Annotated in this window: 23 protein-coding genes and 2 pseudogenes; 14 read left to right on the top strand and 11 right to left on the bottom strand. The window is 71.0% G+C overall.

Features of this window, described 5'->3' with window-relative positions; all coding sequences use genetic code 11:
* Nucleotides 1-26: 26 nt before the first annotated feature.
* From ABZ826_RS05920 to ABZ826_RS05890, 7 genes and pseudogenes are all read right to left on the bottom strand, one after another.
* Nucleotides 27-1658, bottom strand: a complete 1632-nt coding sequence (locus ABZ826_RS05920; protein ID WP_361442792.1) for a VWA domain-containing protein — start codon at nucleotides 1656-1658, stop codon at nucleotides 27-29.
* Nucleotides 1655-2872 carry a toxic anion resistance protein gene (locus ABZ826_RS05915; protein WP_361442789.1) on the bottom strand — a complete coding sequence of 406 codons (1218 nt, stop codon included), beginning with the start codon at nucleotides 2870-2872 and terminating at the stop codon, nucleotides 1655-1657. Before ABZ826_RS05915 ends, ABZ826_RS05920 begins: the two co-directional genes overlap by 4 nt.
* Before the next feature lie 29 nt (nucleotides 2873-2901).
* Nucleotides 2902-4005, bottom strand: coding sequence for a hypothetical protein (locus tag ABZ826_RS05910; RefSeq protein WP_361442786.1), 1104 nt, complete (start codon nucleotides 4003-4005; stop codon nucleotides 2902-2904).
* Between the two features lie 159 nt (nucleotides 4006-4164).
* A complete protein-coding gene (locus tag ABZ826_RS05905; RefSeq protein ID WP_361442783.1) occupies nucleotides 4165-4575 on the bottom strand; it encodes a hypothetical protein in 411 nt (136 codons plus the stop codon).
* 102 nt (nucleotides 4576-4677) lie between these two features.
* Nucleotides 4678-5889, bottom strand: a complete 1212-nt coding sequence (locus ABZ826_RS05900) for a pyridoxal phosphate-dependent aminotransferase (protein ID WP_361442780.1) — start codon at nucleotides 5887-5889, stop codon at nucleotides 4678-4680.
* A gap of 374 nt (nucleotides 5890-6263) precedes the next feature.
* Nucleotides 6264-7121: an arylamine N-acetyltransferase gene (locus tag ABZ826_RS05895; RefSeq protein WP_361442777.1), complete on the bottom strand. Its 858-nt coding sequence runs from the start codon at nucleotides 7119-7121 to the stop codon at nucleotides 6264-6266.
* Between the two features lie 26 nt (nucleotides 7122-7147).
* A pseudogene (locus ABZ826_RS05890) lies at nucleotides 7148-7582 on the bottom strand (NAD(P)-dependent oxidoreductase); the annotation flags it as partial.
* Nucleotides 7583-7648: 66 nt separating this feature from the next.
* Between ABZ826_RS05890 and ABZ826_RS05885 the strand changes: the two are divergent.
* The 4 genes from ABZ826_RS05885 (at nucleotide 7649) to ABZ826_RS05870 (ending at nucleotide 11663) form a co-directional block, all read left to right on the top strand.
* Complete coding sequence (locus ABZ826_RS05885; protein WP_361442775.1) at nucleotides 7649-8668, top strand: DUF3626 domain-containing protein; 1020 nt, start codon at nucleotides 7649-7651, stop codon at nucleotides 8666-8668.
* Nucleotides 8669-8803: 135 nt separating this feature from the next.
* Nucleotides 8804-9682 carry a serine protease gene (locus tag ABZ826_RS05880; RefSeq protein ID WP_361442772.1) on the top strand — a complete coding sequence of 293 codons (879 nt, stop codon included), beginning with the start codon at nucleotides 8804-8806 and terminating at the stop codon, nucleotides 9680-9682.
* Between the two features lie 380 nt (nucleotides 9683-10062).
* Nucleotides 10063-10470 (top strand): YciI family protein, encoded by a 408-nt coding sequence (locus ABZ826_RS05875; RefSeq protein ID WP_361442770.1) that lies wholly within the window; start codon nucleotides 10063-10065, stop codon nucleotides 10468-10470.
* A gap of 8 nt (nucleotides 10471-10478) precedes the next feature.
* Nucleotides 10479-11663: a DUF6596 domain-containing protein gene (locus tag ABZ826_RS05870; protein WP_361443149.1), complete on the top strand. Its 1185-nt coding sequence runs from the start codon at nucleotides 10479-10481 to the stop codon at nucleotides 11661-11663.
* 153 nt (nucleotides 11664-11816) lie between these two features.
* On the opposite strand, the gene ABZ826_RS05865 is transcribed toward ABZ826_RS05870, so the two are convergent.
* Entirely contained in the window at nucleotides 11817-12638 is an 822-nt protein-coding gene (locus ABZ826_RS05865; RefSeq protein WP_361442767.1) for a TetR/AcrR family transcriptional regulator, read from the bottom strand.
* 83 nt (nucleotides 12639-12721) lie between these two features.
* Between ABZ826_RS05865 and ABZ826_RS05860 the strand changes: the two genes are divergently transcribed.
* Nucleotides 12722-13573: a siderophore-interacting protein gene (locus ABZ826_RS05860; RefSeq protein WP_361442764.1), complete on the top strand. Its 852-nt coding sequence runs from the start codon at nucleotides 12722-12724 to the stop codon at nucleotides 13571-13573.
* Between the two features lie 69 nt (nucleotides 13574-13642).
* Here the strand turns inward: ABZ826_RS05860 and ABZ826_RS05855 are convergent, their stop codons facing one another.
* Together ABZ826_RS05855 and ABZ826_RS05850 are read right to left on the bottom strand one after the other, a co-directional pair.
* On the bottom strand, nucleotides 13643-15274 hold the full coding sequence (locus ABZ826_RS05855; protein WP_361442761.1) for a D-aminoacylase: 1632 nt from the start codon (nucleotides 15272-15274) through the stop codon (nucleotides 13643-13645).
* Between the two features lie 116 nt (nucleotides 15275-15390).
* Entirely contained in the window at nucleotides 15391-16725 is a 1335-nt protein-coding gene (locus ABZ826_RS05850; RefSeq protein WP_361442758.1) for an alanine racemase, read from the bottom strand.
* Between the two features lie 125 nt (nucleotides 16726-16850).
* On the opposite strand from ABZ826_RS05850, the gene ABZ826_RS05845 reads away from it, so the two are divergent.
* The 5 genes and pseudogenes from ABZ826_RS05845 (at nucleotide 16851) to ABZ826_RS05825 (ending at nucleotide 20630) form a co-directional block, all read left to right on the top strand.
* Nucleotides 16851-17948, top strand: a complete 1098-nt coding sequence (locus tag ABZ826_RS05845) for a sugar kinase (RefSeq protein WP_361442755.1) — start codon at nucleotides 16851-16853, stop codon at nucleotides 17946-17948.
* 73 nt (nucleotides 17949-18021) lie between these two features.
* Nucleotides 18022-18780 (top strand): IclR family transcriptional regulator, encoded by a 759-nt coding sequence (locus tag ABZ826_RS05840; RefSeq protein WP_361442752.1) that lies wholly within the window; start codon nucleotides 18022-18024, stop codon nucleotides 18778-18780.
* Nucleotides 18781-18786: 6 nt separating this feature from the next.
* Nucleotides 18787-19197 carry a RidA family protein gene (locus ABZ826_RS05835; RefSeq protein ID WP_361442749.1) on the top strand — a complete coding sequence of 137 codons (411 nt, stop codon included), beginning with the start codon at nucleotides 18787-18789 and terminating at the stop codon, nucleotides 19195-19197.
* 223 nt (nucleotides 19198-19420) lie between these two features.
* A pseudogene (locus ABZ826_RS05830) lies at nucleotides 19421-19968 on the top strand (hypothetical protein); the annotation flags it as partial.
* A gap of 233 nt (nucleotides 19969-20201) precedes the next feature.
* A complete protein-coding gene (locus ABZ826_RS05825; protein WP_361442746.1) occupies nucleotides 20202-20630 on the top strand; it encodes an SRPBCC family protein in 429 nt (142 codons plus the stop codon).
* A 440-nt stretch (nucleotides 20631-21070) separates the two neighbouring features.
* On the opposite strand, the gene ABZ826_RS05820 is transcribed toward ABZ826_RS05825, so the two are convergent.
* Entirely contained in the window at nucleotides 21071-22738 is a 1668-nt protein-coding gene (locus ABZ826_RS05820) for a glycoside hydrolase family 18 protein (RefSeq protein ID WP_361443146.1), read from the bottom strand.
* 762 nt (nucleotides 22739-23500) lie between these two features.
* Between ABZ826_RS05820 and ABZ826_RS05815 the strand changes: the two genes are divergently transcribed.
* From ABZ826_RS05815 to ABZ826_RS05800, 4 genes are all read left to right on the top strand, one after another.
* Entirely contained in the window at nucleotides 23501-24367 is an 867-nt protein-coding gene (locus tag ABZ826_RS05815) for a hypothetical protein (protein ID WP_361442743.1), read from the top strand.
* Nucleotides 24368-24442: 75 nt separating this feature from the next.
* Nucleotides 24443-25150, top strand: coding sequence for a Flp pilus assembly protein CpaB (cpaB, locus tag ABZ826_RS05810; RefSeq protein ID WP_361442740.1), 708 nt, complete (start codon nucleotides 24443-24445; stop codon nucleotides 25148-25150).
* Nucleotides 25151-25157: 7 nt separating this feature from the next.
* Nucleotides 25158-26450: an AAA family ATPase gene (locus ABZ826_RS05805; RefSeq protein WP_361442737.1), complete on the top strand. Its 1293-nt coding sequence runs from the start codon at nucleotides 25158-25160 to the stop codon at nucleotides 26448-26450.
* Between the two features lie 15 nt (nucleotides 26451-26465).
* Entirely contained in the window at nucleotides 26466-26951 is a 486-nt protein-coding gene (locus ABZ826_RS05800; RefSeq protein ID WP_361442734.1) for a TadE family protein, read from the top strand.

The raw sequence follows: 26951 nt of genomic DNA, 5'->3' as shown, positions 1-26951 counted from the left end.
ACCTGCCCCGCGCCTCGCCCCGCGGCCTACTGGTAGCCACGGATCTCCTCGAACGCCCCGTCCAGGGAGCCTGGCCCCTGGTCCTTCGTCGCGTCGAAGAGCCGGCCGCCGGTCAGCGTGGCGATCCGGTCCAGCTCGCCGCGGTCCGAGTCGCCGAAGACGACCGGGAAGACCGGAGTGGCCTGCCGCGCGGCGGGCAGCGACCGGTAGTAGGAGGCGAAGCCGTCGGCCGTGGCGCCGGCCGTGTTCTCGCCGTCCGTCATCAGCACCACCGAGGTGAACGCGGACTCGGTGCTGTCGCCGAGGTGCTCGTAGGCCGACTCCAGACTCGAATAGATCGCCGTCTCGCCGCTCGCCGTCAGCGCGGCGGTGTCCGCCTCGATCGCCGCCAGGCCCCGCCGCGGATCGGCGGGGTCGACCGTATGCGTACGGACCTGCTTCACTGACGAGCCGAACGGCAGCAGCGTGACCTCCTCCCGCTCCCGGAAGTCCCCGGTCAGCCCGGTCAGTGCCGCCTTCAGCTGCCGCAGCCGCTCCCCGTTCATCGAGCCGGAGGTGTCCAGGACGTACACGGTGCGCGAGGGCCGGCGGAGCTTGTTCTCGTACGAGTGGAGCAGCCCGTCGGCGACCGACCGCGAGCCGGGGAACGGAAGTTCGCGGCGCGCCTCGGCGGCGAGCGGCGCGGCGGGCCGTACCGAGGGCACGACCGGTCGGCGGAACGTCTGCCGGGTCAACTGCCGCTGAACGGCCGGGGTGCGGAAGTAGGCCGTCAGCGCGCGCACCGAGTCCTTCGCCTCCGGTGCGGCGGCGGTCAGCGCGCCGAGCGGGTAGTCGGCGGTCACCACCCCGTCGCGGGGACGGATCACGGTCAGCCCGGTGTGACGGTCGCGGTTGAGCGAGAGCAGCACCGACTCGTAGTTGATCAGCGCGTCGACCGTGCCGCGCCGGGCGTACGCGGTGGCCAGCCAGCCCGAGGAGCCGGAGGTCAGCCGCTGCCCCGCGAAGAACTCCTTGAGCTTCCCGCTCGCCCCGCGCACATCGGCGTCGGTCAGGGCGGACTGCGCGCCCGAGAGTCCGGAGGCGACCGAAACCAGCGCGGAGAAACCGGAGTTGGAACGGACCGGGTCGGTCATTCCATAGGTCAGCCGGCCCTCGGTGACCGCCCGGTGCACCTGCGACCAGGTGACGTCCGAAGGCTTCCAGCCCAGCCGCTTCACGGCGGCCGGGCGGACCCCGAGGGCGACCGGCGAAGCCATCAGCGGGGTCTGTGACGTGATGCGCCGGGCCGCGTCCGGGTGCAGCCGCAGATAGTCGTTCGACGACAGCCACACCGCGTCGTAGGCACCGTCGGCCTTGCCGGACCCGAGCAGTTCGACGGCGTCGAGCGTGCCGGTCCAGGTGGGCCGCACGGTGATCCCGGTCGCCTTTCGTGCCTGCTCCAACAGCGGTTTCATGTCCGCGAGTTCACTGGAGGCGAGGACGCGCAGCGTGCCGGGGTGCGGGGCGCCGTCGTCCTTCGTCGGACCGCCGGACGGTCCGGCGTCCGACGCGGAGCAGGCGGCGAGCGGGACGAGCGCGGCGACGGCCAGCAGCGAGGCGAGCGAGCGGGTGACCCGGCGCCGCAGCCGTCTCGGCCGCCGCCGGGGACGGCCCGTCATCCGAGACCCCCGCCCTCAAGGGCACCGGCGGACCGGCTGCGCGCCAAGTGGGCGCCGGCCTGCTGGAGTTCCATGGAAAGCGACTCCACGGTCGCCGCCATCGACTCGGTCGCCTGCACCTTGTACGTGTCGATGGCGTCGAGCGTCCGGTAGATCTGCTGGAACGCGGTACGCAGCGTCTCCGCGCCCACCGCCGGATCGGCGGCGATGCGCTGGATCTCGCCGCTCTGGCCGGCGAGCATCTCCGCGTTCCCGCGGATCAGGTCCTCGGTCGTGGAGCGCAGCACCTGCACCTGCTCGGTCACCTTGCGCTGGCTCTCCAGCGCCGATGCCAGCATCACGGCGATCCGCAGGGCGGAGACGGTGGTGGTCGCGGCCCGGTCGACGCCCCTGATGAGTTCGTCGTTGTTCCGGCGTACGACATCCATCGCGAGGTACCCCTGCGCGCAGACCGCGAGCTGGGTGAGCAGATCCTGGTGCTTCTGCCGCACGGGGAAGAGCACATCGGCCCGCAGCGCGTCCGCCTGCACCGGGTCGGTGGCCGCGGTCGCCGCGATGCGCTGCTCGACGGCGCCGTCCAGTGCCTCGGTGAGAACCACGTACTCCTGGAGTTTGCCCATGGTCTCCCAGAGTCGGGTGCGCTCGGTGTGCAGGGCGGCGTTGTCACGGCGCAGCTCGTCCTGCCCGCCGCGCAGCGAGCCCACGATCCTGTTCAGGGTGGACTGGGCGGACGCGTACTTGGCGACGTGGTCGCGGAGCCTGTTGCCGCCCGGGAGCCTGGCCAGGAGCCGGCGGGCGCCGCGGCCCGGGGTGTCGCGCGGGTCGAGGTCCTCGACCGTGCGGCGCAGCTCGACGAGGGAGGTGCCGACCCGGGTCTGCGCGTCGCCCTCCCCGGAACCGGACAGCGAGCGGACGGTGCGCTCCAGCATCCGGTTGGACTGCTGGGCGGCGCCGCGGATGTCGGCCTGCCCGAGGGAGGTGATCTCCCCGATCCGGGTGGAGAACTCGGGCGACCGGGCGTCGAGCCCGGCAAGGCCGCCGATGTACTCGGTGGCACGGCGGGTCATCTCCGCCCGTACCGAATCGTCGACCGGTACGAGACCGGCGGCCTGCTCGGCGCGGACCGGGGCGACCGGCTCCGGCGGGGTGAGGACGAGCGGCGGGGCGGCCCCGTCGGGCGGGATGAGGGCGGGCGGCTGGGGCTCTTGGGTCATGGGTGGGATCTCCTGGGAGGCGTGGATCATCAGCCGCGGGTTCGCCGGGCCATCGCGCGCAGCACCGTGGCGGTGGGCACGGGCGCCTGACGGACCCCGGTCAGCTGTTGGTCGATGTAGTCGGTGTGGCCCTTGGTGGCGGCGGTGAACTCGGCCGCGGCACCCTGGGGCCGGAACCCGTGCCGCACGGCGAGCCCGCGCAGCTCCGGGTCGGTGGAGAGCAGCTCGCCCAGTCGCCGGCCGGTGCCGGTCAGCGGGACGAGGGTGTGGTCGCTGGAGACGGTCGTGTCGGGGTAGAGGAGAACCAGGTCCCCGGCCTCCTGCTTCTGCATCAGCAGCGAGGCGACCTGCGACTCGTACACCAGGACCAGCGGATTGCCGACGCCGCTGATGAAGTCCCTGAACGGGGCGTCGCTGCTGGTCTGCTGCGCGCCCTGCACCTGGATCAGCTTCTTCAGCAGCGGCGCGGTGCGGTCGATCGCGGCCTCGTCCGCGGCGACCCGGCCGCCGTCGGCGACGTACGAGGCCGCGGCGAGGTAGAGCGCGCCGGAGTTGGACGAGACGGGATCGGTGCTGGTGATGAAGACGGTCCCGGTCAACTCGGCATGTTTTTCGGCGCCCTTGAGCTGCTGCCAGGTCCGGTCCGCCCGCGCGGCCCTGAGGTACGGGCCCATGAGCAGCTTGCCGCCGGCCTTTCCGTTCAGCGTCGCGAGTCCGTTGTCCGCCAGCACCTGAGCGGCGCCGCGGTGCGCGACGACGACCAGTGGCGAGTAGAACGGCCTGAGCGGTCCGCCCTTGACGGAGAACCTGCGCCCCAGCTCGTCGGCCGGGGCCTGCGAGCCGGGGAAGGCGAAGTCATAGCCTTTGAGGGGGAGTTGATCCATGGCCCAGGACCCGGATGTCTCCGCCTTGACGGTGAACCCCTTGCCGGCAAGGGCCTTCACCACGTCGGGATCGGCGAAGAACTCGGCCTTCTCCGATCCGATCACTCCACGCACGGTCTTCGTTGCCGTGCTCGTGTCCCTGGTGTCGCGGCCCACTGCGACGGCTACTGCCACTCCGCCGATCAGCAGCACCGCCAGGACGATTCCCACGATGCGTCTCACACGCGAAGCCTGCTCGCGGAAACCCACATTCCAGGCGGAGTTGGGTGGACGGGAGGTGAAGTAAGCATCCCAGTACGCAACGAAAACGGAGGCGGAACGGGAGCGCGGCGCTCCGGTGTCCTGCCTCCGGGGTACGGATGGGTGGCACCCGGTCCACGCGCCTCGACGGCCCGTGGACCGGGGCCGTCAGAGGGCGCCGACCAGTCGCGACGGGGCGGCGGGGCAGGTGGCGGCGTCGACCGCCGCCGCGTGGGCGTCCATGCGTTCGGCCGCGAGGATCGCGACGGCCGTGTCGGCACGGGACGCGGCCACCACCAGTGCTCGGCCCGCGAGGGCGTGTGCACGGCGGTGGAGCGTGAGCGCGGGTGCATCGGTTCGACCGGCGTGCCGGGCGGGCGGCGCGCCGCGCAGCCTGGCGACCTGCTCGGCGATGCGGTCGCCCGCCACGCCGAGGTCCAGCTCGTCGGTGACCGCGAGAAGCGCGGCCAGGTGCCCGGCGAGCTGGATGTCCAGCTCTTCCTCGCGGGAACGGTGCGGGAAGTCGTCGGCGTGGTCGGCCGGTGTGTGGACCGATTTGGTGCGGATCGGTTCGTACATGGATGGCCTCCTGGTGTTGCTGTGGAACCATCTTAGCTTGGATTCAGTCTAAAGTTGTTTGTGATCGATTCCGAGATGGCTCAGGGAACGATCAGCCACCCGTCACGGCTGCCCGTAGCCGTCCAGGAAGTGCGCGATCCGGGTCACCGCGTCCGTCAGTTCCTCGGTCGAGGGCAGCGTGACGACGCGGAAGTGATCGGGCTCCGGCCAGTTGAACCCGGTGCCGTGCACGACCATGATCTTCTCGGCCCGCAGCAGGTCGAGGACCATCTGCCGGTCGTCCTTGATCTTGTAGACCTTGGGGTCGAGGCGCGGGAAGAGATACAGCGCCCCCTTCGGCTTCACGCAGGTCACACCTGGAATGGAGGTCAGCAGGTCGTACGCGACATCCCGCTGCTCCAGGATGCGGCCGCCCGGCAGCACCAGTTCGTTGATCGACTGCCGGCCGCCGAGCGCGGTGGCCACGGCGTGCTGCGACGGCATATTGGCGCAGAGCCGCATGTTGGCGAGGATCGTCAGCCCCTCGATGTACGAGGAGGCGTGCGCCTTGGGGCCGCAGACCGCCAGCCAACCGGACCGGTACCCGGCCACCCGGTAGTTCTTGGAGAGCCCGTTGAAGGTGAGCACCATCAGATCGGGGGCGATCGTCGCGGTCGGGGTGTGGGTCGCTCCGTCGTACAGGATCCGGTCGTAGATCTCGTCGGAGCAGACGACCAGGTTGTGGCGCCGGGCGATCTCCGTCAGCCCGCGCAGCATCTCGTCGTCGTAGACCGCACCCGTCGGATTGTTCGGGTTGATGATCACGATCGCCTTGGTGCGGTCGGTGATCTTCCGCTCGATGTCGGCGAGGTCCGGCATCCAGTCGGCCTGCTCGTCGCACCGGTAGTGCACGGCCGTACCGCCGGCCAGCGACACCGACGCCGTCCACAGCGGATAGTCCGGAGCCGGTACGAGGACCTCGTCGCCGTCGTCGAGCAGTGCCTGCATCGACATCTGGATCAGCTCGGAGACGCCGTTGCCCAGGTAGATGTCCTCGACGTCGAGGTCGATCCCCTTGGTCTGGTAGTGCTGCATCACCGCTCGCCGTGCGGACAGCAGCCCCTTCGCGTCGCCGTAACCGTGCGCCCCGGCGAGGTTGCGCAGTATGTCTTCGAGGATCTCGGGCGGGCACTCGAACCCGAACGCGGCAGGGTTGCCGGTGTTCAGCTTGAGGATGCGGTGACCGGCCGCTTCCAGCCGCATCGCCTCCTCCAGCACAGGGCCCCGGATTTCGTAACAGACATTGGCGAGCTTCGTGGACTGGATGACCTGCATGTCTGGGAGCTTACGACCGTGTTTCGCGCGCCGCCCGGCCTTCCGCCCCCGGTTGCCCCAGCCGGGTGCGTGACGCGCCGCTGCCCGACTTCCATAGCCATGCGTCCACCGTCCCCGGACCGTGAGAACGCCGGTGGGGGGCGGGGCGGGGCTTGGAAAGGGCCAAAACGGGGACGTGACGGAGGCGGACGGGTGAGATGCGCCACGTGAGCGGAAGTGTTCGAGGGGTGAGCGCCGTGAGCCGGGTGTGCCCCCGCCGTGGACCCGGCCCGTGCACTCCCGCCCGTGCGCCCCTGCCCGAGAAGGAGGCGCGCCCCCGGAGGGGCACGCTCTCGGCTCCTCGCGTCACTCGGGCGGTCGTGCGCCCCGTGTCGTCACTCCGGCAGTCGTGTGCCCGGGGGCAGGTCGATGCCGAAGTCGGCCGCCAGCACGTGGAGCACCTCGTCGTCGGTTGCCGGCCGCCGTTCCTCGCGGGTGCCGTCGTGCGCCGTGACCGTGAGGGTGCGGCCGGTCAGGGACAGATGCGCGTCCGGGGTGGTGCGCCGGACGTACACCTGGTGCCGGAACGGGGAACGCGGGTTGGTCGCCATGTGCCAGTTGATGACCTCGTAGTCCGGAGCCTCGAAGGGCTCCAGCGTGAAGGCGTACTGCGCCTCCCACCCCCCGTCGGCGGTGAGCGCCTGGAGCTCCCACTGCTCCAGCGGCCCGTCGTGCGGGGTGTTCACGAGCCGGTGGCGGCGCGGGGCGTCGTGCAGCTCCGCGTCCGCGACCAGCGGGATCGGCTCCAGCAGCGAGCCGGTGGCGCCGAAGCCGACATCGGCCAGATACGGGGTCGGCCCGCCGGGCACCCGTGCCAGCATCAGCATGTGGGTCCGCGGCCGTACGTCCCCGGGCCCGGCGCCCAGCACCACCCGTGCGCAGAGCAGGGTGATCTCGAACCCGAGCGCGGACAGCGCGGCGGCCAGCAGCGTGTTCTGCTCGTAGCAGTACCCACCGCGCCCGCCGCGTACGAGCTTCGCCTCCAGGTCCGCGAGCGCGAGCGAGGGCGCGCTGCCCAGGACCGGGTCCAGATTCTCGAACGGGATGCCCAGCGCGTGGGCACGGTGCACGGAGCGCAGCACCTCCGCGGTCGGCCGGCGTTCCCCGGTCCAGCCGATGCGGGCGAGATAGGCGTCGAGATCGAGGCCGGGGCCGGGGCGTCGGCCCTGGTCGGCCGCATGGTCGGATGTCATGCGCCGACCGTACGCAAACGAGTGCGTCAGCGGACCAGCAGGTCCACCACGCCCGTTGTGCTCTCGTTGCCCCGCCCGTCCGCGAGAAGGCGTTTCATCAGGGCCAGATACGGGGTCAGCAGCTCGCTGCTGACACCCTGTTCCTCCGCCGTGCGCAGCAGCGTCGCACTGCCCGCGACCTGCATGGCGAGGTTGGAAACAACCCCCCGTGCATAGTCTCCGTCGGCCGGCTGGGCGGCGGACGCGTGCACGGAGGGCGTCATGGCGACGAGCCAGTCGGCCAGCAGCGGGGCGAGAGTCGCCGGGGCGATGTTCTCCTTGCGGATCAGGGCGAAGGCGTGGGAGACCCCGGCGAACATCCCGTGCATCGCACTCAGCAGCGCCACGTCGTGCAGGGCGGCGTATCCGGCGTCCTCGCCGACGTAGGAGGTGCCGGCCGGTACGGCCAGGACGTCGCGGTGGGCGTTCGCCGTCGGCCGATCGCAATCCGGGTGCGGCGGTGGACCGTGCTCCGGCACACTGCGCCGGTGACCGCAGTTCCTTCCCCGTCGCCGCAGGCGCGGGCCCTGAGCCATGTCGCGTCCCGGTCCGCGGGCCGGCCGCTCGACCCCGGCCTGTCCCTCACGCTGAACTTCCACCCCGACCGGCTGGTGGGCGGCCGGCCGATCCTGGACCGGCTGGCCGAGGACGGTGTCTACCGGTCGCAGTTCGTCACCGGCACCGGCAACGGCGGCCTGACCGCGCACCCGGGTGGCGACCGGTGGCGCTGGGAGAGCCGGATCTTCGGCGGCGCGTATGACGACGCGCCCGCCGAACAGCGGCCGGTGTACGGCGCGTTGAATTTCCGTCACATAGCCGTCGGCGCGGCGCCGAGGTTCGGTTCCTCGTACTTCCGGCTGGCCGCGGACGCCCTGCCTCGGGCCACGTTCTGCTACCCGGACAGTGCTGTCGGGCCGACGGACTTCGGTGTCGCCTCCGGTACGCACCTCATCGAACTGGCCGAGGCCGACGACCGGGACGCGCTCGACGACTACATCGAGGCGCAGATCCATGGCCCGGTCGTCCTCGACCGCCACGTCGACGCCCTGGTACTGGACCCCTGCTACCGGTCCACACCGGTCGAGGAGGCTGCCCGTCGGCTCCGCTGCCGCACGGAGTGGCACCCGGGATTCCGGCTGACCGTCGAGCAGTTGCGGCGCCGTCCCGGCTACCGGGGCGCGGAGATCGTCGAGCTCGGCGCCGAGCTCGCGCAGGACGGTGTGCTCGACCCGCGCATCGTCGGCGACGCCGTCCGCGACGGCCGGTACGACGCGCAGTCGCTCAAGCGGGTCTGGCACTGCCTGGCCCGCTTCGGCGCCCCACCGCACCGCCCGGCCGATTCGACCGATCCGGGCACGGATCCGTACCGGAGCAGGCCCGGCCCCGAGATCCTGCGCGCCAGGCTGTCGCAGGACTCCGGAGAGGCCGAAGCGGAACTCTGGATCCCGGTGAGCGCACCAAGGTCTGAGACCGGACGGCCCGGTACCGGACGGTCCGGTACCGGGTGATCCGAGGCCGGGCGGCTGGAAACCGCCCCTTGTGGGGGCCCCTCGCGTACGCCAACATGCGCATGTCAAAACCGAAGGAACTTCGGTCGCAGGGACCGTTCGGGCCCTGCAGAGGTCACTGGAGGGGACCCCCACATGAAGAAGCCTCTCGTCGGCGCGCTTTTCACCGTTCTGCTCCTCGGGGCGGGAATCGCACCCGCGACCGCGGCCACCAGCCACGACGCGGCAGCGACCGGCACGGTCAAGGCACAGATCCAGCCCAAGGAACAGATCAAGCCGAAGGCGGTCAACTTCGCCGGGACCGTCGCGCTCAGCAACTGTTCCGGCTCGGTCGTCCGTACGCCCGACTCCCAGCCCGACGACCCCGCGCTCGTGCTCTCCAACGGGCACTGCATGGAGTCGGGGTTCCCGGGACCGGGCGAGGTGGTGTTCGACCAGCCGTCCACCCGTAGCTTCACCCTGCTGAACGCCGCCGGCAGCGGTGTCGGCACCCTGCGGGCGAGCAAGATCGCGTACGGGACGATGACCGACACCGACATATCGGTGTACCAACTCACCCGCACCTACGCGCAGATCGAGAGCAGCTACGGCATCAAGGCGCTGGAGCTGAACACCGCGCACCCCGTCCAGGGCACCGCGATCACCGTCGTCTCCGGCTACTGGAAGCGCACGTACGCCTGCAACGTGGACGGATTCGTCTACCGTCTCAAGGAAGGCGCCTGGACCTGGAAGGACTCGCTCCGCTACACCTCCGCCTGCCAGACCATCGGCGGCACGTCCGGCTCCCCGGTGATCGACAACGCGACCGGCAAGGTCGTCGCCGTCAACAACACCGGCAACGAGGACGGCCAGCGGTGCACGGACAACAATCCGTGCGAGGTCGACGAGAGCGGCAATGTGACGGTGCGCCAGGGCATCAACTACGCCCAGGAGACCTACGGCATCGTGCCGTGCATCGGCACCGGCAACAAGTTCGACCTCAGCCGGCCGGGGTGTGCCCTGCCCAAGCCGTGAGTGTGTGACTCCGCCGTCGCCGCCGTCGCCGCCGTTCGGGCATCGATGACGGTGGCCCGCCGCACCGCGGATCATCGGTTCGCACCGTGCACGGAAGAGCCCGCCGGATTCCGGCGGGCTCTTCCGTGGCCTCTCCGCGGCGCCGAAGAGAAACATGGATTTCTTCCGTCGCCGAGAAATCGGAGCGAAAACGGGTCTCGCGCCGCTCCATGGCCCCGGACGCCGCGAGACGGCTCACCCGGACACCGCGAGACGGCTCACCCGGGCTCATCCGCGAGAGCCAAAAGAATTTCGACGGCGATGTCGAGAACGCGTGACCGGCTCCGTCCCTGCTATGAACGCGACCAGAATGGGTCGCACCGGCACCGAGGAGAAACACGATGGCCAAGTACTTGCTGCTCAAGCACTACCGCGGCGCCCCGGCTCCGGTCAACGACGTGTGCATGGATCAGTGGACGCCGGAGGAGATCTCGGCGCACATGCAGTACATGCAGGACTTCGCGGACCGGCTTGAGAAGACCGGTGAGTTCGTCGACGGTCAGGCGCTCGCCCCCGAGGGGATGTGGGTCCGGTACGACGGCGAGGGGCGCCCGCCGGTCACCGACGGCCCGTTCGCCGAGACCAAGGACCTCATCGCCGGCTGGATGGTGATCGACGTCGACAGCTATGAGCGCGCCGTCGAACTGGCCGGGGAACTGTCGGCCGCACCCGGGGCGGGCGGGAAGCCGATCCACGAGTGGCTTGAGGTGCGACCGTTCCTGGCCGCGCCGCCCACCATCACGGAGTGACCTCCCAGATGAACGAGGCCCTGCTCCGGAGCCTCACGCCGAGCGTGCTCGGGATCCTCGTCCGCCGCGGAGCCGACTTCGCGGCGGCCGAGGACGCCGTGCAGGACGCGCTGGTCGAGGCGGTCCGCGTCTGGCCGGCCGACCCCCCGCGGGACCCGAAGGGGTGGCTGGTCACCGTGGCCTGGCGCCGGTTCCTCGACGCGACCCGGGCGGACGCCGCCCGCCGCCGGCGAGAGGACCTCGTCGACGAGGAGCCGGCGCCGGGTCCGGTGCCCGCGGTGGACGACACGCTCCAGCTCTACTTCCTGTGCGCCCACCCGTCGCTGACCCCGTCCTCCGCGGTCGCGCTCACGCTGCGCGCCGTCGGCGGACTGACCACCCGCCAGATCGCCCGGGCCTATCTGGTGCCCGAGGCGGGCATGGCGCAGCGCATCAGCCGGGCCAAGCGCACCGTCTCCGGCCCTGGGGTATCCCCTGCTCGAACGAAGCCGAGAGCCAGGGGAAGGCTCGACCGGCCCGGCGACGTCGCCACCGTGCTGCGCGTTCTCTACCTGGTCTTCAACGAGGGCTACTCCGGCGACATCGACCTCGCCGCCGAGGCGATCCGGCTCACCCGGCAGCTCGCGGCCGCGGTCGACCATCCCGAGGTGGCGGGGTTGCTGGCCCTCATGCTGCTCCACCACGCCCGGCGCGCCGCCCGGACCGCGCCCGACGGCAGCCTGGTGCCGCTCGCCGAGCAGGACCGCGGCCGGTGGGACACCGGGTCGATCGCCGAGGGCGTCGAGATCCTGCAGGCGGCCCTCGCCCGCGACCGGCTGGGCGAGTTTCAGGCCCAGGCCGCCATCGCGGCACTCCACGCAGACGCGCCCACCGCGAAGGAGACCGACTGGGTGCAGATCGTCGAGTGGTACGACGAGCTCGCGCGCCTGACCGACAGCCCGGTCGTCCGGCTCAACCGCGCGGTGGCCGTCGGCGAGGCCGACGGACCGCGCGCCGGCCTGGCGGCGCTCGCGGCGCTGAACGACTCAGTGCCCCGCCACGCCGCGGTGGCGGCGTACCTCCACGAGCGCGACGGCGACCTGGCGACGGCGGCACGGCTGTACGCCGAGGCGGCCCGGAAGGCATCCAACCTCGCCGAGCGCGACCACCTGACACGCCAGGCCGCCCGGCTCAACGCCCGCGGGCGTCGCTGACGGATCGCGCCCGGATTCTCCCGCAGCACTCGGCGCGGCCCGCCGCCACTCGGCGCGGCCCGGTTCAGGGGCCGGCCGGGCCCGCTGGTACCGCAGGTGGGTCCATCGGCGGCCGGTGGGCCGCACGCGTGCTGCCGTGCGGCCCGCACCGGCTCACCGGCCGGCGGCGCGGCGGATCGCCGCATCGATCCCGTCGAGCAGCACGCCGAGTCCGACGGTGAACATCTCCCGCGCCTCGTGTTCCAGGTACGGCATCGCCTCGTCACCGGGAGCGGCCGAGGGCGGCTGCGGGGCGGACGCCCGCTCCATGGCGCTCAGGGCCGGGTAACGGTCCGCGAAGTCGGGTGCCACCTCGCCCAGCAGGGCCGAGCGGGCGAACCACCACTCCTCGTCCGTCTCGCCCGTCACCGCCGCAGCCTGCCGCGCCTCGGCGACCGTCCCGGCGCAGCCGCGGAGGAAGTGGGACAGCGTGCCGACCAGCCGCCGCTGGAGCGGAGCGTCGAGCCCGGTGCCGTTCAGGAGGCGTACGAGAGTGTCCAGGGCGGCGTACTCGTGCGGACCGAGGACCGGGCGGGCCTGGGAGACCTGGAGCACCCAGGGGTGGCGGAGGTGGAACGCGAGCGTGTCGTGCGCCCAATCGGTCAGCGCCGCACGCCAGTCGCCGACATCGGTGTACTCCGTGGGCAGTTCGGTGTGGACCGCGTCATACATCAGGTCCAGCAGCTCGCTCTTGCCGGGGACGTACGTGTAGAGCGCCATCGCGGTACGCCCGAGCCGCTCGCCCACCGCGCGCATCGAGAGCGCGGCCATGCCCTCCTCGTCGGCGACGGCGATCGCGGTGGTCACGATCGCGTCGACGCTCAGCCCCGGCCTGGGGCCCGGCGCGGGGCCGCGGCGTGCTCGCGCCGGCTGTTCGGCGCGCCACAGCAAGAGCATCGAACGGCGGGCATCGCCCTGTCCGGCAAAGACCACCACTTGCGACTCCTTACGCCATAAAGTAATTTCACCCAGGCAATTGATTATGCCGTAAAGTATCAGTCGCAGAGAGTGGGTCCGCGATGGGTCAGGCCTTGCCCGTGTCGTACGTACGGGTCGTGGAGGTGGAGTGGATCACCCCGAGGGCGGCACGCGTCGTCTTCGCCGGGGACGCGCTGGAGGAACTCCTGGAGGACCGGCCCGACCAGCAGATGAAGCTCTGCTTCCCGAGGGAGGGGCAGGGGGTGCCCCGCCTTCCGGAGCCGGACGCCGACGACACCTACGGCATGCGGTGGTACGAGGCGTACCTCGCGATCCCCGAACCGGAGCGTCCGCTGATGCGGAGCTTCACCGTCCGCGCGTTCGACCGCCGGCGTGGCCTGATGACCGTCGACTTCGTGCTCCACGGGGACGGCGGACCCGCCGCCCGCTGGGGCCGGGACGCGCGCCCCGGGGACGTCCTCGGCATGGTCGGTCCGTCGTCGGCGTACGCCCGGCCGCTGCCCGCCGCCGACTGGCTGCTGCTGGCCGGGGACGAGACGGCGCTCCCGGCGATCGGGACGCTCCTGGAATTCCTCCCGGCCGGGGCGCGGGCGGTGGTCTACGTCGAGGTCGCCGACGAGGCGGAGGAGCAGGTGCTCGCGTCGTCCGGCGAGGTGACCGTCCACTGGGTGCACCGGGACCGGGGAGAGACGCTGGTGGACGCGGTGAGGGGCGCCGTGCTGCCCGCCGGATCCGGCGCGGCATGGCTGGCCGGTGAGGCCGGGGCGGTACGGGCCCTGCGCCGTCACCTGGTCGAGGAGCGCGAACTGCCCAAGAGGGCCGTGGAGTTCAGCGGCTACTGGCGGGAGCGCCTCACTCAGGACGACGCCCCGACCGAGGAGGACCTGGCCTGGGCGAAGGAGCGGGCGGCGGAGGGCCGGGACCCGGCCTAAGGGTCGTCGAACCGCTCGTCCGGACCGGCCCGGATCAGCGAGTGCGGCCTGCTCCCCGTACGGCCCGGATCAGCGAGTGCGGCCTGCTCCCCGTACGGCCCGGCCCGCCAGGACCTGCGTCCGGCGGCCGTTCTCGATGACGAAGCGGCCGTCGATCAGCACGTGCGGGATGCCGACGGGCGACGTACGCGGTTGTTCGAACGTCGAGCCGGCCGCCACCGTCTCCGGGTCGAAGAGGACCAGGTCGGCGCGGTAGCCCTCGCGCACGTACCCCCGGTCGGCCAGGCGCAGCCGCTTCGCCGGGCGGGAGGTGAGGTGGGCGACGCACTCCTCCAGGGACAGGATGCCCAACTCCCGCACGTACCGGCCGAGATACTGTGGAAACGTGCCGTACGCGCGCGGATGCGGCTTGTCGCCCTGGAGGATGCCGTCGCTGCCGCCGGTGTGCGCCCGGTGGCGCATGATCTGCCGGACGTTCTCCTCGTGGCCCACGTGCTGGAGGATCGTCGAGCCGAGCCGGTCGTCGATGAGCAGCCGGCGCGCGGTCACCCAGGGCGCCTCGCCCCGCAGCCGGGCGGACTCCGCCACCGTGCGGCCGACCTGGTCGGCGAGGCCGGGCATGCTGACGCCCGAGATCTCGATCGTGTCCCACTCGATCGGCACGCCGTGGCAGCCGTCCGAGCCCAGCACCTCCAGGTGGTGCCGGATCCGCTCCGCCGTCGCGTCGTCCGCGAGCCGGGCGAGGACGGCCTCGGGCCCGCCCTCGCTCGCCCAGCTCGGCAGCATCGCGACGAGGGTCGTGCAGCCGGGGGTGTACGGGTAGGTGTCCAGGGAGATGTCCGCGCCCGCGTCGAGGGCGTCGTCGAGAAGGGCGAGGAGGTCCGGCGCCCTGCCCTCGTTCACGCCGAAGTTCATGGTGGCGTGGGCGAGATGGAGGGCGCAGCCCGCGTTCCGGGTGAGCCGCACCATCTCCGCGTACGCGTCGAGCGCCCCCGCCCCGTACGAGCGGTGGTGCGGGCAGTAGTAGCCGCCGTGGCCGGCCACCACCCGGCACAGTTCGGTGAGTTCGGCGTCGTCCGCGTACATGCCGGGGGTGTACGTGAGGCCGGAGGACATGCCGACCGCGCCGTCCGCCATGCCCTGGGCGACGAGTTCCTTCATCCGGGTCAGTTCGGCTTCGGTGGCCGGCCGGTCCTCCCAGCCCATCGCGTACATCCGGACCGTGCCCTGCGGGATGAGGTAGGCGGCGTTGACCGCGATGCCCCGGCCGTCGAAGTTGCGGTCCAGGCGGTCCAGGTACGCGCCGACCGTGCGCCAGTCGAAGTCGAGATCCGTGTCCTCGGGCGCACCGCCGTTCCAGCCGGTGATCGCCCTGCGTACCTCGGCGAGCGTCCGGTCGTCGACCGGGGCGTACGACAGACCGTCCTGGCCGAGGACTTCGAGCGTGACGCCCTGCGCGGCCTTGGCGCTGTGGTCCGGGTCGCGGAGCAGCGCGAGGTCGCTGTGCGCGTGCATGTCGACGAAGCCGGGGGAGAGAGCGAGCCCGTCGGCGTCGAGGGTGCGGCGGGCGGTGGGGCGCGGGCCGGGCGCGTGTTCGGGGTGGATCTCGGCGATCCGGCCGCCGTCGACGGCCACGTCGGCACGGCGGGCGGGTGCGCCGGTGCCGTCGACGACGCGGGCGTTGCGGATGACCAGGTCCATGCGGAGGGCCGCCTTTCACCGGGATCGGGCCCCTACGGCATTCGAGGGGCTCGGGTCCGGGTCCGGGGCCTGAGAGCCTGTCGGGCGGCCTCTGAGCCCCGGACCCGGGAAGACGGTCAGAAGAAGGTGCGGATGTAGTCCGTGACCGTGCCGTCCGCCTCCACCAGCGGAATCAGCTGCCACTTGTCGAAGCTCGTGCACGGATGCGACAGGCCCATCCCCACCCAGTCGCCCACTTCCAGCTCCGCGTCCGGCTCCGTGCGCAGCCAGGTGTGCTGGTCCGACAGACCGCTGACCGTGACCCCCGTCGCGGGCCGGACCGTGCCGTCGCGGCCGGACCGGACGACCTGTGCCTGCGGGAGGTCGAGGTCGTACGCCGCGTCCCGCTTGCCCGCGTTGAGGAACGCCTGCTCGGCACAGGGCCGGGAGACGACCTGCGCCCAGAGCCGGAAGGCGGGCTGGAGCGCCCCCTCCTCCGGGACGCGGTTGAACGGGGTGAGGTGGCGGTAGTGGCCGTCGTCGTGCGAGACGTACGCCCCCGAACGCAGCAGCTTGAGCACCGGGGCGGAGAGGTCCGGGATGTCCGCGAACACGTCCGCCACCGCGTCGAACCACGCGCTGCCGCCCGCGCTGATTACGATGCCCTCGGCCGCTGTCGCCGCGAACCGGCCCGCCCGGTCGAGGTCGACGGCCAGCGCGACGAGCCGCCGCAGCCACTCCCGTACCCGCTCGCCGGACGCGTCCGGCACCTCGCCCTCGTAGCCGGCCACGCCCACCAGACGCAGGGTCCCGGTGGCGGCCACGGCGTCGGCGACCGCCGCGCATTCGGCCTCGGTCCGGACGCCGGTGCGGGCGCCCTCGCCCGCGCCCAGCTCCACGACGACGTCGACGGGCCGGGAGGCGCCCGCCGCCCGCAGCGCCTCGTCCATCAGCTCCACGCCGCGCACCGAGTCGACGTAACAGATGAAGCGGAACTCCGGGTCGGCGTCCAGCTCGCCGGCGAGCCAGCGCAGGGCCGCCGCGTCGACGAGCTCGTTGGCGAGGAAGATCCGCCGGATCCCGTACGCCCGGTAGACCCGCGCCTGGTGCGGCACGGCGGCGGTGATGCCCCAGGCGCCGTGCGCCAGCTGGCGGTCGAAGAGCTGCGGCGACATGGAGGTCTTGCCGTGCGGGGCGAAGGCGAGCCCGTGGCGCTGTGCGTACGTCTCCAGGAGCGCGAGGTTGTGCTCGACCGACTCGGCGGACAGCGCCAGCACCGGGGTGGTGAAGCCGCCCGTGAAGAGACTGCGCCGCTCGGCGGCGAGGGCGCCCACGGTCAGACCCTCCGCGTCGGGAGGGAGCGCCTTGAAGCGATGGTCGACCAGCTCGTCGGCAAGTCCGGCCACAGGACGGTCGGCGGCCAAGGGGGCCTCCTCGATCGAAGTAATCGTTGCAGTATATGCAACACCCATTGCGTATATCGCTTGACGCTGTCTAACATCCGAGCCGACGCCGGGTCAATGCCGAGAGCCGGCTCCACCGCTCCCAGAACCGCTGCCCGCATCACCGAAGCCACCTACCCCGCGAGGAGCCCCGAGTGTCCGGAACCCCGGCCAGGACCGCCGAGACCGCCACGGCCGCCGAGGTCGTGTGCCTCGGCGAGTCCATGGTGACGTTCCTGCCGTCGCAGCCCGGACGCCTCGCCGACGTACCCTCCTTCGGCCGCGGCATCGGCGGCGCCGAGTCCAATGTCGCCTGCGCGCTCGCCGCGGCCGGGCACCGGACGGCCTGGGTCAGCCGGGTCGGCGCCGACGGATTCGGGGACCACCTCGTGGAGGCGATCGCCGGGTACGGCGTCGACACCTCCGCCGTGCGGCGCGATCCGGACCGTCCCACCGGGATCTACTTCCGTACGGCGACGGACCGGGCCACCGAGGTGCACGAGGTCGCGTACTACCGGGCCGGGTCCGCCGCCTCCGCGATGTCCCCGGACAACGTCCCGTACGAGGCGCTGCCCGCCGCCCGCGTCCTGCACCTGTCCGGCATCACGGCGGCGCTCTCCGCCGACTGCCTGGCCCTGCTCCACGACCTGACGGCGCCCCGGCCCGACCGCCCGCTGATCTCCTTCGACGTCAACCACCGCCCCGGTCTGTGGCGCGACGCCGACGCCGCCCCCGGCGTCCTCCTGGACCTGGCCCGCCGCTGCGACCTGGTCTTCGTCGGTGAGGACGAGGCGGAGGAGGCGTGGCAGGTGCGCGGCGCGGAGGCGATCCGCGCGGCGCTGCCCGAACCGGCGGTGCTGGTCGTGAAGCGGGGCGGCGCGGGGGCGAGGGTGTTCTCGCGGGCCGACGGGACCGACGCGGTGGACGGGACCGACGGGGCGGACGGGACCGACGGGGCGGACACCGTCACCACCGTCCCCGCCCTCCGTGTCGACGTCGTCGCCCCCGTCGGCGCGGGCGACGCCTTCGCCGCCGGGTTCCTCTCCGCCACCCTGCGCGCCCTCCCCGTACGCGACCGCATCCGGCACGGCCATCTCATGGCCGCCGCCGTGCTCACCGTCCCCGGCGACCTCACCGGGCCTCCGGCCCGCGCGCACGCCGACGCCCTTGCCGCACTGGACGACGACGCCTGGGGGAGACTTCGTCTCGGCCCCGGGTGGACGGGGCACGACCAGGAGGTACGTACGACGTGAGCGGGCGCGGAGAGCGAACGGACAAGAGGGGCGACCCGGGCGAGGGCCGGGACGGGAACAGCGAGGCACGCGCATGAGTCAGACCGTCGACCGGGCGCTGAGCATCCTGCCGCTGCTCGCCCAGGGACCCGCCGACCTCGGACAGGTCGCCGAGCGGCTCGGCGTCCACAAGTCCACCGCGCTGCGCCTGCTCCGCACGCTCCACGAGCACGGACTCGTCTACCGCCAGCAGGACCAGCGCTACCGCCTCGGCGCCCGCCTCTTCGCGCTCGCGCAGGAGGCCGTCGAGAACCTCGACGTACGGGAGATCGCCCACCCCCACCTCGTCGAACTCAACGAGAGCTGCGGCCACACCGTGCACCTCGCGGTGTACGAGGAGCACGAGGTCCTCTACATCGACAAGGTCGAGAGCCGCTACCCGGTCCGGATGTACTCGCGGATCGGGAAGCCCGTCGCGATCACCGTCGCCGCCGTGGCCAAGCTGCTCCTCGCCGACCTCACCGAGCCCGAACGCCGCGCCATCGCCGAGAAGCTCGACTACCCCATGTACACATCCCGTTCGATCCCTAATGCCGGTGCCTTCCTCAAGGAGCTCGCCGTCGTCCGCGAACAGGGCTGGGCCACCGACCTCGGTGGCCACGAGGAGTCCATCAACTGCGTCGGCGCCCCCATCCGGGGCGCCGACGGGCGGGTCGTCGCCGCGATGTCGGTGTCCGCGCCCAATGTCGTCGTCACGGCCGAGGAACTCCTCACCCTGCTCCCCCTGGTGCGCCGCACCGCCGACACCATCAGCCGGGAGTACTCCGGCACCAACCAACCCAAGAAAGCCTGAACAGCCATGACCGAGAAGATCGCCCTCACCCCGAGCACCCACACCACGCCGCCCGCGAAGTTCTCGCACGGGGTGAGGAAGGGGAACATCCTCCAGGTCGCCGGCCAGGTCGGCTTCCTCCCCGCCGTGGAGGGCCAGGCCCCCACCCCCGCCGGTCCGACGCTGCGCGAGCAGACCCTCCAGACCTTCGCCAACGTCAAGGCGATCCTGGAGGAGGGCGGCGCGAGCTGGGACGACGTGATGATGATGCGCGTCTACCTCACGGACGTCGACCACTTCGCCGAGATGAACGAGATCTACAACAGCTACTTCGCCGAGCAGAACCTCAAGGCGGCCCCCGCCGCCCGTACGACGGTCTACGTCGGCCTCCCCAAGGGCCTGCTCATCGAGATCGACGCGCTCGCGGTCCTCGGCTGAACCAGCTGATCCACTTGCCGCACCTGCTCCACCGCATCACCGCGCACGGCACGGCGCCCAGCACCACTGGAGCGCCGTGCCGCGCTCCCCCCTACCCAAAATCCCTCTCCGGCGACGGAGTTGCCCATGCTGCTCGCCGCCGCTCCGCAACCGGCCGAGCGTGTACGCCGCGCCAAGCGCCCCCAAGCTCTCGGCTCCGCTCGAAACAGGGGGGACCCTCCGCGGCAAGTCGATCCTGCTCTACGCGATGCCGCTGCTCGCGGGCCTCTCGATGACCCACGCCTTCCTGCCGCCGCGCCCCGGCCCGGTCGCCGCCGCCGGACTCTTCCATGTCTCGCTCGGCTGGGTCATCCTGATGGGCGCCGTCGTCGGCATCCCGTCCGTGCTCGCCGCCTGGGGCTACGCCGCCTGGATCGGCAAGCGGATCTCCGTCGATGTCCCGCAGGACATGGTCGACGCCTGCTCGCCTGGCTGATCTCCGTGGTGCTGCGGGTCGCCCAGGGCTTGGCGACGGTCGCGATCGACACCACCGCGGGCATCGTCGTCCCCCTGGTCGAGGGCCAGGACCTGTCGCAGGCGCATCTGGCCCTGATCATCATGGCGATCTCGGCCGGCTCGATCTTCGCCTCGCACGTCAACGACGGCGGCTTCTGGATGGTGTCGAAGTACTTCGGCATCTCCGAACGCGACACCCTGAAGTCCTGGACCGTCCTGGAGACGGTGCTGTCGGTGGCGGGATTCGCGGTGGCGGCGCTGCTGAGCCTGGTGATCCAGGGCCTGTCCAGCGGCAAGAGGGCAGGTCACGCCACTGAACGCCGGTCCGCACCCGGGGCGGAATCCCGTCGATCACCTGCCTGGTGACCCGTCCCGCTGTACGCCACCGCACTCACGGAGCTTGACCGGATCACGTGAGCCAGAACCGGCTGGGTGGCCGGGGGGCGGGCAGCAGAGCACGCTGGAAGTACCGATGGCCCGGGCGGCCGGGCCGGGAAGCGAGGTTCCTGATGAGCAGGCTCGAAGAGCAGGTCGACGTCGATGTCCCGGCGCAGGAGGTCTGGGCGCAGCTGCACCGCATCGATGAGTACCCGATGTTCGTGGAGGGCGTGAAGAGCGCCGCTGCGCACGGCAGTAGCCGAGCCCATCTCGACGTCCGGATCGGGGGCGACGAGCAGACTTTCGAGACTCGTATCACCGATCAGGGCAAGGCTCAGGTGATGGACTGGACGGTGGACAGCCCGGAGCTGAAAGCCGCCTTCGCGGTGAACCCGTTGGACGACAAGCACACCCAGCTGCAAGTCCGGCTGGAGTACGACCCGGACACCGTGCGGGCGACCTTCGGCGGCCCGAAGGGATTCGCCCAGGTCCACGCGATCGAGAACACGGTCCGGACCGACCTGGAGAAGTTCAAGGACCTGCTGGAGAGCCGGCACTGATCCCGTGAGCTGTCGGAGGATGTGCTCGCGGCAGAGAGGGTCCGTGGGCAGGGGCCGAGGCTGATGGGCGAGGGCGGGCTGCTGCCGAGCCGGCTCAGCGCCCGATGCAGGCCGCGCCGGCGGCCGAGATGAACGAGGACCTGACCACCGAGGCCGGCCGGGCCGGTGGGCGTGGATCGCGTTCGGAAGGCAACATGCGCAACGGCTACGGGGCCGAGAAGGTCATGGCGGAGGTCGGCGCCGTGACGGTGCAGGTCCCCCGGGACGGGGTGGTGATCATTTCCAAGTTCCGTCGAGGACGTGGACGGCGCGGGCGATGCACCGACCCGGGTGGGAGCCGCTCGCACGCAGCAGCGCCGCCGGGGGAGCGGCGGCGCTGCTGGTCACTGATGCCGGCCGGTGGTTACGACCTGGTGCACGATAGAGAGTGGATCAGGTCGTTACGGCAGGCCGTGCACGTGCGGGGCCACCGCGTTCGACCAGGCGTTGCCCGACTTGGCGTCCCAGTTGGTCGACCAGGTCATCGCGCCGCGCAGGCCCGGGTACGTCTTCGAGGGCTTGAAGGTGCCGCAGTCGGTGCCGGAGGCCAGGCAGTCCAGGGCCGCGTTCACGACCGACGGAGCCACGTAGCCGCTGCCCGCGCCGCTGGTGGAGGCGGGGACACCGAGACCGACCTGCGAGGGGTCGAGGCCGCCCTCCAGCTGGATGCAGGCGAGCGCGGTGAGGAAGTCCACCGAACCCTGCGAGTAGACCTTGCCGTCGCAACCGAGCATCGAACCGCTGTTGTAGTACTGCATGTTGACGACGGTCAGGATGTCCTTGATGTCGAGCGCCGTCTTGAAGTACTCACCCGCGGTGGACTGCATGTCGATGGTCTGCGGGGCCATCGTGATGACGAGGCCGGAGCCCGCCTTCTGCGACAGTGAGCGCAGCGCCTTCGTCATGTAGGTGGAGTTGAGCCCGTTCTCCAGGTCGATGTCGACGCCGTTGAAGCCGTACTCCTGGATGAGCGAGTAGACGGAGTTGGCGAAGTTCGTGGCGGAGGCGTCGCTGTTGACCGCGACGGCCCCCTTCTCGCCGCCGACCGAGATGATGACGTTCTTCCCGGCCGCCTGCTTCGCCTTGATGTCGGCCTTGAACTGGTCGACGGTGTAGCCGTTCAGGCCCGCCGTGTCCAGGTTGAAGGTGACGGCACCCGGCGTGGTCGTGGCGTCGGCGAAGGAGACCGCGATGATGTCGTAGTTCGCCGGTACGTCGCTGAGCTTCTGCACGGTCGCGCCGTTGTTGAAGTTCTGCCAGTAGCCGGTCACCGCGTGCTTGGGCACCGAGGTGCCCGGGTTGGGGTTGCCGCCGCCCGACTGGGCCGTACGGCCGCTGACCGTGGCGGACTTGACGGACTCACCGGCCGCGTTGGTGGCGGTGACCGCGAACTGGTACGCCGTGTCGGCGCTCAGGCCCGTGATCGTGGCGGAGGTCCCGGTGGACGTGGTGGCCTTCGCCCCGTTCTTGTAGACGGTGTAGCCGGTCGCGCCGGATACCGCGTTCCAGGACAGGGAGACGGAGGAGGACGTGGTCGCGCCGACCGCGAGTCCGGCGGGCGCGGCGGGGATCTCGGGCGTGGGGTCGGTGCCGCCGCCCCCGTCGGGGCCGCTGACCGAGATGTCGTCCGCGTAGTAGGCGGCCTGCCCGTACCAGCCGTGCGTGTACACCGTGACCGAGGTGGTGCTCGGGCCGGTCTTGAAGCTCGTGGTGAGCTGGGTCCAGCTGCTGGAGCCGGGGGACCAGGTCGACACGTCGGTGGTGCCGGTGCCGCTCGCGCCGAGGTACGCGTATCCCCCCTGCACCCAGGAGCTGAGCGTGTACGTCGAGTCGGGCTTCACGGCCACGGTCTGGGTGCACTTCGCGTTGTCCTGGCCGGCCGGGGTGGCCTTGAGGGCGGCGGTGCCGCTGTGCACGGGGGAGGAGACGGTGGTGCCGCTGCCGCCGGAACAGGTCCAGTTGGCGAGCCCCGACTCGAAGCCGGCGTTCTTGGCGACGTTGACGTCGGCGGCCTGGGCGTTGCCGACGAGACCGGTGGCGGTGAGCGCGCCGGCCGCGAGGACGGCCATGGCACCGCCGAGCAGCGGCCGGGTGTGGCGCCTGCGGGCTCTGTGGCCGCTGGCGGGGGAAGATTCCACTTTGCTGCCTCCGTGGGGGAGTTGGGAACCGTGCGGGATACCTCGGGGCGAGCCGGCGGGGTCGACCGGCGTGCCGGGGCTGTCCGGGGAGCGACACGGGGATGACGGGGAAGTGGACGTGAACGACGGTGGCCACCGCTGGCCGATAAACTGGTCCAGACCAATCAAGTTGTCAAGACCTCTGGCAATGACAGCCGTGACGGCAGCCCTCGGCCGGCCGCTCGCGGACAGTTCCGTCACCCGCCCGCGCTCGGTCCCGCAGGGGTTCCGGAACCGCCGTGAACGGCGAATGAATTGACGTTTTGTTGACCTCGTGCGCCCCTGTACGTGTGACGTGGCCCAGATGTCCGCACAGTGACGACCCGGCCCCCTCCGGGGCGTCGCGCGGCAGGTCCCGTGTCCGTCTGACGTGCGGAGACGAATTCCGGGCCGCAGGTAATCGGAAGATGGATTCGTAACACTCCGCAGTGGTACAGGAGTTAACGATTCTCGATTTGATCCGTTTTAGCACTGGGGTGCGGCCCCGCTGTCCCGCAGGAGTTGTCGTACTGGCCTCCGAAAAGTGTTCTCTGCCAGGTGGGACGTGGATAAAGTGCTGAAGCAGAACCGCGGAGCAGGAGCGATTGCGGCCTACGTCATGACCGGCGTTTGGCCGGAGCCGAAACGGGGAACAGCGTGCCGACCGCAATAGCAGTGACCAGTGCTGATTTGGTACTACCTCCGACCGACCAGCAGACACCGACGGCTGCCCTGCTGCAGGCTCCCGACGCCCAGGCGCTGGAGATGGCCATCGGTGACATGCACGTGTTGCTCGAACAGCACGGCTACGTCGTCGCCGTCTACCCGACCGGCATCGCGCCCGCCCACGAGCGCCGGCTCTACTCCGTGCGCTCCGTTCTGGAGAGCGACCGCATCGCGCTGCTCAAGGTGGACCTCCCCCCCTTGGGCGTCGCCGTACTCGTGCGGCAGCTGCGCCAGTTGTCCATCTGTGACTTCAGCCCCGGAGTGGTCGCCTCCGCCGCCCGGCTGCTGTCCCACTACATCCACGCGGGCGCCCTGCTGAACTCCGTCACCAAGTTCGACCGGGTGCCGGTCGACCTCAGGACACACGCCAAGTCCTGGGTGCCGGGCTCGCAGTTCGCCGTGGTCGCGGGGCCGGACCCGCAGCTCGTCAAGGTCGGCCCGAAGGCGGACCCACCGACCGGCCCGGAATTCGCCACCCATCTGCTGACCGCCAAAGGGCAGTCGCAGTCCGAGTGGGTGAAGCAGACCCTCGCGCCCGCGTGGCAGGTCCAGTCCATTCACGAGGCCGCGCTTCCCTCCGGTTCCCCCGCATGGTGGGGAACCGGGAAACTGGTGGAATTCGCCGCCTATCTGCCAGACATCTCCGTCCTGTACCAATTGGTGTCCTCCGTACGTCGCGAGAACTGCCACTGGTGCGGAATGGAACTCATCGGTGACCGCTGCGGGTTCTGCTCCTCCCCGCTCCCCGCGGCCGAGAACCGAATGCACACCGCCGGTGTCCTCAGCCAGGGAGCGCCCGCACCACCGCAGTCCTAGCGCTTCCGCTTTCCTCCGTAGACGCCCTCCTGTCCGCTGCCCCACGCATCCGATTCGAACGAGGTTGTCCGGCCCATGAACTCCCGCCAGCGCCGCGGCGTGATACTCCTGCTTCTGTCGGTTCTGTGCGCCTTCGGCGCCTTCGCCGGCGTGCTCTCGGTGATCAGCGACGTCAACACCAAGGTCGGGCCCGAAGTCTCGGCCTACCAGCTGAAGTCCGACGTGGCGCCCTACACCGCCCTGTCGTCCGGGCAGTTCGAGAAGATCTCGATGCCCAAGCGCTGGCTCTCCACCAACGCGGTGACCGACCTCTCCGAGGTGAGCGGCAAGATCGCCGTCACCCAGCTGCGCAAGGGCTCCCTGCTCCAGTCCGACATGATGCAGAAGCGCCCCTCACTGCAGCCCGGGGAACAGGAGATCGCCATCATGATCGACGCCGCCACCGGCGTCGCGGGCAAGATCACCCCCGGTGCCACGGTCAACATCTACGCCACCTTCGCCGGTGAACGCGACGGCGACCCCTCCCAGTCGAAGGTCATCGTCTCCAACGCCAAGGTGCTGGACGTCGGCAAACTGACCGCTCTGGAACCGAACCGCGACGGCAAGTCCAACATGGGCACCGAGGCCGTTCCGATCACCTTCGCGCTCAACACGCTCGACACCCAGCGCATCGCCTACGCCGAGTCCTTCGCGGAGCACGTACGCCTCGCGCTCCTGGCCTCCGGCAGCGACAGCACCATCCGTCCGGGCGACCGCACCTACACGCTCGACAAGGACAAGTGAGGATCGCATGACCACCAGGATCCTCCCGGCCGTCGGTGACGTCGACGCGGCCAGATCCGTCACCACCCTGCTCAGCCAGCTCCCCGACGCGGAACCGGCCGCCCCGGTCGGCGACTCGACCCAGCTCATCGACGCCCTCGCCCGGCTCGCGGGCGAGTCGCTCGACGAACTGCCCGAGGTCGTGCTGGTCCACGAGCGGATCGGCCCGGTGCCGGCACTGGAACTGATCCGGGAGGTCTCCCTGCGCTTCCCCGCCATCGGGGTCGTGCTGATCACCGCCGACGTCACCCCCGGCCTGTTCGCGTCCGCCATGGAGTCGGGCGCGCGAGGTGTCATCACTCTGCCCCTGAGCTATGAGGAACTGGCCAGCCGGGTCCAGTCCGCCGCCCAGTGGTCCGTCGGCGTCCGCCGCCACCTGAGCGCCGGAGCCGATGTCTTCACCGGCCCCGGCGGAACGGTCGTCACGGTCAGCGGCGCCAAGGGCGGCGTCGGAGCCACCGTCACCGCCGTACAACTCGCCCTGGCGGCACAGACGTCCGGGCGCTCCGTCGCCCTGGTCGACCTGGACCTCCAGGCCGGCGACATCGGCTCGTACCTCGATGTGCAGTTCCGGCGCTCCATCGTCGACCTGTCGACGATCACCGACATCTCGCCGCGCGTCCTCTCCGACGCCGTGTTCAACCATGGCACCGGCCTTGCGCTGCTCCTGGCCCCTGGTGAGGGCGAGAGCGCCGAGGAGGTCAGCGACCGCTCGGCCCGGCAGATCGTCAGCGCCCTGCGTTCGCGCTACGAGGTCGTGGTGATCGACTGTGGCAGCCAGCTCCAGGGCGCCAGCGCCGCAGCCATCGAGATGGCCGACACGGCGCTGCTGGTCACCACACCCGATGTGATCGCGGTGCGCGGCGCCAAGCGACTCGTACGGATGTGGGACCGGCTCCAGATCCGCAAGGCGGAGGAGACGGTCACCGTCGTCAACCGCTTCATCCGCAACACCGAGATCCAACCGCAGCTGATCGAGAAGATCACCGGCACCAGCACGGCCAACACCGCGATTCCGGCGAACTTCAAGGAACTCCAGGCCGTCGTCGACGCCGGCCGGCTGCACGAACTCGACTCCAAGAGCACCGTCAAACAGGCCCTCTGGGCCCTTGCGGGCGAGCTCGGCATCGTCAAGGTTCCTGAGAAGGCGGAAAAGAACGGCGCGAAGAGCGGCGCGAAGTTCAAGAACGACCGAGGCTCGATCGGGCGCCCGCGCATCGGCAGACGCGACGGCGACTCCCGGAACCGGGCGACGACCTAGGGGGCAAGTTGACCGATGGCACTTACCGAGACGACAGACATGGAGATACGGGGAAGGCGTTACGGTGACGCCGCCCCGGGCCGGGGCTCGGCGCGGGGCCGGATGCGCGGCCGACTGAACGGTCGGCTGCTCGGTCGCGAGCGGGACCGCGGCCAGACCGCGATCGAGTTCCTGGGCGTCACACCGCTGATCATCCTGCTGATGATCGCGCTCTGGCAGTGCGCGCTGATCGGCTACACCTTCTCCCTCGCGGGGAACGCGGCGGACGAGGCGGCGCACAAGGGAGCCGTCGCGCAGGGCCTGCGGTTCACGGAGTGCCGGGACGCGGCGAAGAAGCATCTGCCGAAGGCCTGGCGGAAGTCGCTGCAGAAGACGACGTGCCGCTCCAGGTCCGGCATGTACACGGCCGAAGTCAAGGTGCAGGTGCCGATTCTGGTGCCCGGCATCCTCAACTGGAAGTACCCGGTCACCGGCCATGCGGCCGCGCCGCTGGAGGGCTGA

Source organism: Streptomyces sp. NPDC047515, assembly GCF_040643055.1.
In the GTDB taxonomy this organism is placed as follows: Bacteria; Actinomycetota; Actinomycetes; order Streptomycetales; family Streptomycetaceae; genus Streptomyces.
The sequence above is the reverse complement of the archived record's forward strand: the minus strand, read 5'-3'. Positions and strand labels throughout refer to the sequence as shown.

What these genes read in the sequence shown, in the direction of transcription:
- ABZ826_RS05920 (WP_361442792.1), bottom strand. Translation starts at nt 1,658, where the DNA reads ATGACGGGCCGTCCCCGGCGGCGGCCGAGACGGCTGCGGCGCCGGGTC.
- ABZ826_RS05915 (WP_361442789.1), bottom strand. Translation starts at nt 2,872, where the DNA reads ATGACCCAAGAGCCCCAGCCGCCCGCCCTCATCCCGCCCGACGGGGCC.
- ABZ826_RS05905 (WP_361442783.1), bottom strand. Translation starts at nt 4,575, where the DNA reads ATGTACGAACCGATCCGCACCAAATCGGTCCACACACCGGCCGACCAC.
- ABZ826_RS05900 (WP_361442780.1), bottom strand. Translation starts at nt 5,889, where the DNA reads ATGCAGGTCATCCAGTCCACGAAGCTCGCCAATGTCTGTTACGAAATC.
- ABZ826_RS05895 (WP_361442777.1), bottom strand. Translation starts at nt 7,121, where the DNA reads ATGACATCCGACCATGCGGCCGACCAGGGCCGACGCCCCGGCCCCGGC.
- ABZ826_RS05880 (WP_361442772.1), top strand. Translation starts at nt 8,804, where the DNA reads ATGAAGAAGCCTCTCGTCGGCGCGCTTTTCACCGTTCTGCTCCTCGGG.
- ABZ826_RS05875 (WP_361442770.1), top strand. Translation starts at nt 10,063, where the DNA reads ATGGCCAAGTACTTGCTGCTCAAGCACTACCGCGGCGCCCCGGCTCCG.
- ABZ826_RS05870 (WP_361443149.1), top strand. Translation starts at nt 10,479, where the DNA reads ATGAACGAGGCCCTGCTCCGGAGCCTCACGCCGAGCGTGCTCGGGATC.
- ABZ826_RS05860 (WP_361442764.1), top strand. Translation starts at nt 12,722, where the DNA reads ATGGGTCAGGCCTTGCCCGTGTCGTACGTACGGGTCGTGGAGGTGGAG.
- ABZ826_RS05855 (WP_361442761.1), bottom strand. Translation starts at nt 15,274, where the DNA reads ATGGACCTGGTCATCCGCAACGCCCGCGTCGTCGACGGCACCGGCGCA.
- ABZ826_RS05850 (WP_361442758.1), bottom strand. Translation starts at nt 16,725, where the DNA reads ATGGGTGTTGCATATACTGCAACGATTACTTCGATCGAGGAGGCCCCC.
- ABZ826_RS05840 (WP_361442752.1), top strand. Translation starts at nt 18,022, where the DNA reads ATGAGTCAGACCGTCGACCGGGCGCTGAGCATCCTGCCGCTGCTCGCC.
- ABZ826_RS05835 (WP_361442749.1), top strand. Translation starts at nt 18,787, where the DNA reads ATGACCGAGAAGATCGCCCTCACCCCGAGCACCCACACCACGCCGCCC.
- ABZ826_RS05825 (WP_361442746.1), top strand. Translation starts at nt 20,202, where the DNA reads ATGAGCAGGCTCGAAGAGCAGGTCGACGTCGATGTCCCGGCGCAGGAG.
- ABZ826_RS05820 (WP_361443146.1), bottom strand. Translation starts at nt 22,738, where the DNA reads ATGGCCGTCCTCGCGGCCGGCGCGCTCACCGCCACCGGTCTCGTCGGC.
- cpaB (WP_361442740.1), top strand. Translation starts at nt 24,443, where the DNA reads ATGAACTCCCGCCAGCGCCGCGGCGTGATACTCCTGCTTCTGTCGGTT.
- ABZ826_RS05805 (WP_361442737.1), top strand. Translation starts at nt 25,158, where the DNA reads ATGACCACCAGGATCCTCCCGGCCGTCGGTGACGTCGACGCGGCCAGA.
- ABZ826_RS05800 (WP_361442734.1), top strand. Translation starts at nt 26,466, where the DNA reads ATGGCACTTACCGAGACGACAGACATGGAGATACGGGGAAGGCGTTAC.